6 protein-coding genes are annotated in these 7,259 nt (G+C 63.5%); 3 read left to right on the forward strand and 3 right to left on the reverse strand.

Annotated elements, in window-relative coordinates:
* Positions 1 to 34: 34 nt before the first annotated feature.
* The 3 genes from B2344_RS08730 to B2344_RS08740 form a co-directional block, all read right to left on the reverse strand.
* Positions 35 to 1,045 (reverse strand): ABC transporter ATP-binding protein, encoded by a 1,011-nt coding sequence (locus B2344_RS08730; RefSeq protein WP_206991097.1) that lies wholly within the window; start codon positions 1,043 to 1,045, stop codon positions 35 to 37.
* Positions 1,042 to 2,595, reverse strand: coding sequence for an ABC transporter permease (locus B2344_RS08735; protein ID WP_290485026.1), 1,554 nt, complete (start codon positions 2,593 to 2,595; stop codon positions 1,042 to 1,044). The genes B2344_RS08730 and B2344_RS08735 overlap by 4 nt, the downstream gene beginning before the upstream one ends.
* A gap of 66 nt (positions 2,596 to 2,661) precedes the next feature.
* A complete protein-coding gene (locus B2344_RS08740; RefSeq protein WP_290485027.1) occupies positions 2,662 to 3,726 on the reverse strand; it encodes an extracellular solute-binding protein in 1,065 nt (354 codons plus the stop codon).
* A gap of 228 nt (positions 3,727 to 3,954) precedes the next feature.
* On the opposite strand from B2344_RS08740, the gene B2344_RS08745 reads away from it, so the two are divergent.
* The 3 genes from B2344_RS08745 to B2344_RS08755 all read left to right on the forward strand — a co-directional run bounded on the left by B2344_RS08745 (position 3,955) and on the right by B2344_RS08755 (position 7,112).
* A complete protein-coding gene (locus B2344_RS08745; protein WP_156947783.1) occupies positions 3,955 to 4,203 on the forward strand; it encodes a hypothetical protein in 249 nt (82 codons plus the stop codon).
* Between the two features lie 38 nt (positions 4,204 to 4,241).
* Positions 4,242 to 5,402, forward strand: a complete 1,161-nt coding sequence (gene thiO / locus B2344_RS08750) for a glycine oxidase ThiO (RefSeq protein ID WP_290485028.1) — start codon at positions 4,242 to 4,244, stop codon at positions 5,400 to 5,402.
* A gap of 132 nt (positions 5,403 to 5,534) precedes the next feature.
* Entirely contained in the window at positions 5,535 to 7,112 is a 1,578-nt protein-coding gene (locus B2344_RS08755) for an ABC-F family ATP-binding cassette domain-containing protein (protein WP_290485029.1), read from the forward strand.
* Positions 7,113 to 7,259: the final 147 nt, after the last annotated feature.

Raw genomic sequence — 7,259 nt, forward strand, 5'->3', positions numbered from 1 at the left:
TTGGCGAGGGCTTCCTCGCACTATAACGGATTTGTCAGGAATCGGCTGACTGGAAGATGAATGTCAGGGTTGGATCGAGCCGAATACCAATCTCCGTTCCTGCTTTGGGTGCCGTCATGCGCGGCACGAGCGCGGTAAGGGATTGTCCCTGGCACTCCAGCAACAAACGACAAAGCGGGCCGGTCAGCTGGCTGGCTGTTACACTGGCCCTTACCGCCGAACTCTCATCCTGCAACACGCCTTCCGGGCGTACGATCAGTTCCGCTCCGACTGGTACATCCTGCCCGACGAGTCCGGTCGGCAGGTCCGCAGCCCGTATGCGGCTGACTGGACCGAGAGCGGCGGCAATCGCCGCGCTTTGCGGTCTCTGGTAGATTTCAGCCGCTTCACCCTGCTGCAACAAGTGCCCGCCCTGAAGAATGGCAATGCAATCGGCGCTTTCGAGCGCCTCGGTCGGGTCATGCGTCACCAGCAGTGCCGGAATGCCAGCCTCCCGGATCGCGGCAAGCGCCGTATCCCGCACACTGCCACGCAATGCCGGGTCGAGACCGGAAAATGGCTCATCCATCAGGATCGCGGCAGGCTCCGGCGCAAGTGCGCGCGCGATGGCCACGCGCTGTTGTTCGCCGCCCGAGAGTTCGTGCGGGTATGCGCCGGCCCGATCTGTCAGACCAAGCCGCTCCAGCCATTCGGCCGCCAGCAGGCGGGCCGCTTCCTTGCCGCGCGATTTGAGCCCGAAGGCCACATTCTGCGCGGCGGTCAAATGCGGGAACAAGGCGAAATCCTGAAAGATCAGCCCGATGCGGCGTTTCTCGGCCGGGACCGTCTTGCCCGGCGCAGAGAGCAATTCATCTCCCAGCCGGATCTCACCACCATCGAGCGGTTCAAGTCCGGCGAACAAGCGCAACAAAGTCGATTTTCCCGCGCCGGACCCACCGAGCAATGCTGTGATGTTGCCGGGTTCCAGAGTGAGGCTTACGCCCTCCACCACAGCGGTTGGCCCATAGCGGCGGGTTACGTTCGTCGCGGTCAAATGCACGCTCATTGCGTGTCCCCCGGACGCGAATGGCTGAGCCGCCACGATAGCAGGATCACGGGCAGCAAGCCTGCCAGCGTGATGAGCAGGGACGGCAAGGCCGCCGCCGCCAGACGCTCATCCGTGGCATAGGCATTCGCCCGAACAGACAGTGTGTCCCAATTGAAAGGTCGCAGCATCAAGGTAGCCGGCAGCTCTTTCAGGGATTCAACGAACAGGATCAGTGCACCAGCCATGGCGCCTGATAGCGCGACCGGCAGGTCAACGGAAACCGCGCGGCGCAGCGGCGAAGCCCCAAGGCTCTCGGCGGCATAGCCCATGGAGGCCGGGGCGCGACCGAGCGCTGCCACCATCGGCTCTGCGCCCGACGTGGTGAACCGGCTGGCATAGACCCATGCCAAGGCCACGATTGCCCCCGCCCCGGTCAGCGTGATGCCAAGATATCCCATCACCAACAGCGCGCCGAGCGCGAGAACGGCACCCGGAATGGCGTAGCCGGTCGAGGCCATCAGACGCGCAAAGCCGGCGATCAGTCCGCTCTGCCGGGCCGTCAGCGCGATGACCATCGCCAGCACGAACGCCAGCGCCGCACCTGACCCGGCAAGGATCAGCGTGTTCACCAACGCCCGCCCGATTGGTGCGATCTGGTCTTGCGATTCCATGACAAGCCAGACCAGGCGCGACATTGGCAAAACGAAAGTAGCAAGGAACAGGAGCGCACAGGCCGCCATTGCGCCCAGGCCGGCCCAGCGTGGCAGGCGCGCCCGTGACACGCTGCGCCACCGCGTCGAGCTTTGCTGGCTGCCCGCACGTCCCCGCGTATGACGCTCGGTCAGAATCAGCGCGATCACGATCACGACCAGAACCAGAGCGAGCCGCGCCGCTGCCGCGGGTTCGCCAAAGCTCTGCCAGGCGCGCACAATGCCGAAGGTCAGGGTGGGCACACCGAGAAACTCCGCTGCGCCATAATCGGCCGCCGCTTCCATCAGGGTCAGGGCAAGGCCGGCTGCGATGGCCGGTCGGGCGGCCGGCAGGGCGACCTGCCAGAACCGCCGGGCACTGCTGGCACCCAGACTGCGCGCCGCCTCCAGAGCGCAGACAGATTGCGAGACGAAGGCCGCTCGGGCCGTCAGATAGACATAAGGATAAAGCGCGCAGGTCAGCACGAAGGCGAGCCCCGGCAGGCTGCGCATGTCCGGAAACCAATAGTCCCGCGCGGTCCAGCCGGTAACATCCCGGATCGCTGTCTGGAACGGCCCCATCAGGCCCATCAGATCGGCATAGGCATAGGCAAGCACATAGCCGGGCGCCGCCAGAGGCAGGATCAGCAACCATTCGAACAGGCCCCGTCCCGGAAACTGGTACATCGTCACCAGCCAAGCCGCCGGAACCGCAACGGCGAGCGTCATGAGCGCGGTTAACAGCAGCGTGCCGAGCGTGCCGGTCGTGTAGCCGGTCAACAGCGTGTCGCGGATATGGGTCCACGCTTCACCGCCACCATTCATCAGGCCCGCAAACAGGGTCACGACAACAGGTACAGCAATGATCAAGCCCGCCAATAAGGCGGGCCCGTCAATGCTCCTGAATCGGAAGCGGCGTATGGCGGCCAGAGCGCTCAAACGAGATCAGTTCCATCCAGCCCGGTCGTAGATGGCCTGTGCCTCGGCCTGATTCTCTCCAAGCTTGTTGAGCGGGAACACGCTTTCCTTGAAATCAGGCGGCAGCCGGTCGAGCCCTTCCGGCATCTCGGCGCCAGCGACCAGCGGGATTTCCTTGGTCTCGGTGGTCAGCAGGAACTGGCCCTCCTCACCGGCCAGCCATTCAATGAACTGGATGGCAGCCTCCTTGTGCGGTGCATGGGCCGCAACACCCGCGCCGGTGACATTCACATGCGCGCCCCAGCTATCCTGCTGCGGGAAGGACAGCATGGTCTTTTCAACCGATTTGCGCTGGGCGTCGGAGCCTTGCGTCATGCGCACCCAGTAATAATGGTTCACCAGCGCGACCGAGCATTGGCCAGCGGCAATTGCCTCAATCTGCCCGGTGTCGCCGCCCTGGGGCGGACGTGCGAAGTTCGCCACCACGCTGCGCGCCCAAGCCTCGACCGTATCCTTGCCAAGTCGATCAATCAATTCCCCCATCAGGGAGAGATTGTAGATGTTCGTGCTGGACCGCATGCAGACATCGCCCTCGAGATTGGCGCTGGCGAGGTCGGCATATTCATCCACTTGCTCCGGCTCGACACGGGCAGGATCATACACGATCACGCGCAGCCGTTTGGCCAGACCGTACCAATGATTGTCCGGATCGCGGAAATGCTCGGGAATGCGCGTCGCTAGCAATTCGGACTCGACGGGCTGCATCAGGCCCGCATCCTTGAATCGGTAAAGTGTGCCAGCATCGGACGAGATAATGACATCCGCCGGACTATTGTCGCCTTCGGCCTTCATCGCCTCAAGCAGTTCGGCCGCGCCGGATTCGCGAAACCGAACGCGGATGCCGGTCTCATCCTCGAAGCGTTTGTAGAGCTCCTTGTCGGAATCATAGTGCCGGGCCGAATACACATTCAGCAGGCCGGTGGGCTCAGCCACAGATTCTGCAGCAGCTTCGGACTCCCCGGAATCTCCAGAGGGTGCCCCGCAAGCGGCAAGAAAAACGCAGGCGGTGGCCAGGGATGCATACCATTTCATGGAACAAACTCTCTTTGAGGGGCATTGATGATCTGTTCAATCACATTTGAGAATGGATCGCAACGAACGACATGCGCGACCTTTTTGCCCGAAATTTGCACAGACCCCCGGATTGGGACGGTCATGAGCAAGAATCTTATGCTGCATCGCACAAAATGCGATATTGATCTGAAGATACAAAATGAGTCCGGAAAACCGGACGTAACAATCAGGTGCTTGGGGATGACAATGAAAGATATCGTAGTGGATCTCGATTTAGGGTCACCGGAAGAGGACGCGCTTCTGTCAGCAACGCTCGACGCGTTCGTCATCGAACAGCTTGAGCGCGACGCCGATGAAGGCCCCGAAATGATGGTACGCACCGCATTCCGTCCGACCGGCGAGATGTGCAAGGAAATCGTGTTCCAGAGCCAGAAATGGGCCGAAGCTTTCCAATCCTATTGGGAAAGCCAGAAAATGCAGGTCTCCGCTGCCTGAGCGTTCAATTCGCTAGTAGAATGGCATAGATAGCGCAGATGACCTGCGCCGCCCGCCCCGAAACATCTTCCCCCCGCATTGCCATCGCTGGCGCGGGCATTATCGGCCTCAGCTGCGCGCTCGAACTCGCCCGGCGTGGCGCTGCCATCACGCTCTACGATCCCAACACACCCGGTCGCGGCGCCAGCTGGGCTGCTGCTGGCATGATTGCCCCCGCCTTCGAGGCCGCCTCAGAGCCGGGCGTTCACCCCCAACTTTTTGATCTCTGTCTTGAAAGCGCGCGGCTCTGGCCGGAATTTGCAGCGCACCTTGAAACCGAAAGCGGAGAAACTGTCGGATATGCGGCCGGACCATCCCTGGCGGTCGCCGCGAGTGAAGCAATGGCAGCCCATCTCGACGGAATCCTCGACACGCTGACCAAGCGCGGCCTGCCCGGCCAGCGGCTGGACATGGATGCCGCACGCCGGATCGAACCGGCGCTGTCGCCTGACCTGCGCGGCGTCCTGCAGCTCACCACGGATGGCCACGTGAACAATCGCGCCGTCGTCTCGGCGCTGCTCGCCCTGTGTGAACGCCACCCTCGCATCATGCTGGAACGCACGCCCGCACCGTTACAGTCACACGGCGACGCGCTGGATGTGGAAGGCCATGATTTCATTCTGATCACAGCCGGCTGGCAGAGCGGCGAGTTGAAAGTGACCGAACATGGCAAGCAATTCAGCCTGGCAAACTGGGACTCGTCGCTGGATGAGATCGACACTTATGGCGGCCAGATGCTGTCGGTTGAGCGTCGGGCAGACCACCCCGCCACCACACTGCGCGCCGGTCCGATCTACATGGTGCCACGCGGCGACCAGCTTGTCATCGGCGCCACGATGGAGCCCGGCCGTACGACAGGTATGCCGAACACGGATGATGTCACCAACCTCCTCCAAGACGCTTCCCGCATCGTGCCCTCACTGGCCGATGCCCGCATCACCTCCGCATGGTCCGGCATACGTCCCGGCACGCCCGATTTCGCACCCTTCCTCGGTCGCACGCGCCAGCCCAACATGTTTGTCGCCGCAGGCCATTATCGCAATGGCATCCTTTTGACACCCATCACGGCAAGGATCGTGGCTGACCTGATACTGGGTGGCGACTCCAGCGACCTTGCCGCTGCCTTCGCGCCATCTCGCGCGCTTCCGGCGCAAGTCTGATTTTCCTTGAACTCAGCGCCGGAATGCGTATGTAGGCGCTTCGATCCGCAGAGAAACCACTGGAGGCCAAAGACATGGATTACGCAAAGCCCAATGCTTCGCTGACCCTTTCCATGATCGCACGGCCTGTCCATGTCTTCCTTTCTCACGCTCGTTTCCCTCTCCCTCACCACGCCTGACGGCACGCCGCTCTTTGACGGCCTGACCCTGTCGCTCGGCCGCGAACGCATTGGCCTTGTCGGCCGCAATGGCTGCGGCAAGTCCACCCTGTTGCGCGCCATAGCCGGCGATGTGGAGCCTGCACGCGGCAGCTTGTCCGTGCACGGCCGCCTGGGCCGCCTCGCCCAGATCGCGGACGAAGCCCAGACCATCTCCGAAACGCTCGGTGCGGCAGACGGCCTTGCCCGACTTGCGCGCCTGGCAGCGGGTGAAGGTTCACTGGAAGATGCCGATTTGGCCGACTGGACGCTGGAGTCCCGGCTCGAATCCGTTCTGGCATCGACCGGTCTCCGCGACATGCCATGGGACACGCGCCTGTCCCGGCTCAGCGGCGGCGAGCGCACGCGCGTCATGATCGCCCGCCTTCTATTGGAACAGCCAGACATCCTGCTGCTGGACGAGCCGACAAACAATCTCGATACGGACGGGCGGCACGCCATAGCCAATCTACTCGCCCAGTGGCGCGGCGGGGCGCTCATTGCCAGCCATGACCGAAAATTGCTGGAACACATGGACCGGATCGTGGAATTGTCCCCCATAGGCGTGACCGTGTTCGGCGGCGGGTGGAGCGAGTTTCGCGAGGCCCGCGACGCGGCGCGCGCACAGGCCGAAGCTGATCTCGCCAGATCCCAGACCGCCCTGCGTCGCACACAGGCAGACGCCCAGCGCGCAAAGGAAAAACAGGACCGGCGCGACAAGGCGGGCCGCACCGCCCGCGCAAAGGGTGATGCCCCCAAGATGCTGCTCGACAAGCGGCAGGAACGCGCCGAGGCCACCGCCGCACGGGGCGGCGACCTTGCCAGCCGCCAGACCAACGAAAGCGCTGCCGCACGGGAAGCCGCCCGCGCAAAGGTGGAGATCACGGCCCCGATCACAATGGACCTGCCGCACGTCCACCTGCCCCGGTCAAAGGACATCCTGCGCGTGACCGAGGCCGTCGCCGCCTTCGGCAACCGCCGCCTGTTCGGGCCGCTCAGCTTTGACATCAGAGGGCCGGAGCGGATCGCCATTGCCGGCCCGAATGGCGCCGGCAAGTCGACGCTGATGCGCATGATCCTTGGCGAAATCGCCCCCGCCTCCGGCACGGTCGAGACGCTGACGCCCCGCATCGCCCGGCTCGACCAGCATGTCAGCCTGCTGCCCTCGGGCGGCTCGATTCTCGAGGCCATCCGGGCCGTCCAGCCGCACCTGACAAAGAATGAAACCCATGCCGCCCTCGCCCGCTTCGCCTTCCGAAATGAGGCCGCCCACCAGTCCGTGGCGATGCTCAGCGGCGGCGAACGCCTGCGCGCGGGCCTCGCCGCCATCTTTGCCGCGCCCGAGCCCCCCGAACTCCTCCTGCTGGACGAGCCGACCAATCATCTCGACATGGCCACGATCGAAACCCTAGAAGCCGCCCTCAACGCCTATTCCGGCGCCCTCCTGGTCATCAGCCACGACCCAGCCTTCCTCACAGCCATTGGCATCACGCGCACAATTGCGCTCCCCTGACGCAGGGCAATCGCTGGACGGGCCTGCATGGCCGCCTTAAGTCTGGCCCTCAGGAGGATTACGTCACATGCATCAGATCGCGCCGATGAGTGAAGATCAGGCCGCCATCAAGGCCGCCGTCGAAAAAACGCTCGAACCCTTTGGGGA

Source organism: Hyphomonas sp. UBA3195, assembly GCF_002366485.1.
GTDB lineage: Bacteria > Pseudomonadota > Alphaproteobacteria > Caulobacterales > Hyphomonadaceae > Hyphomonas.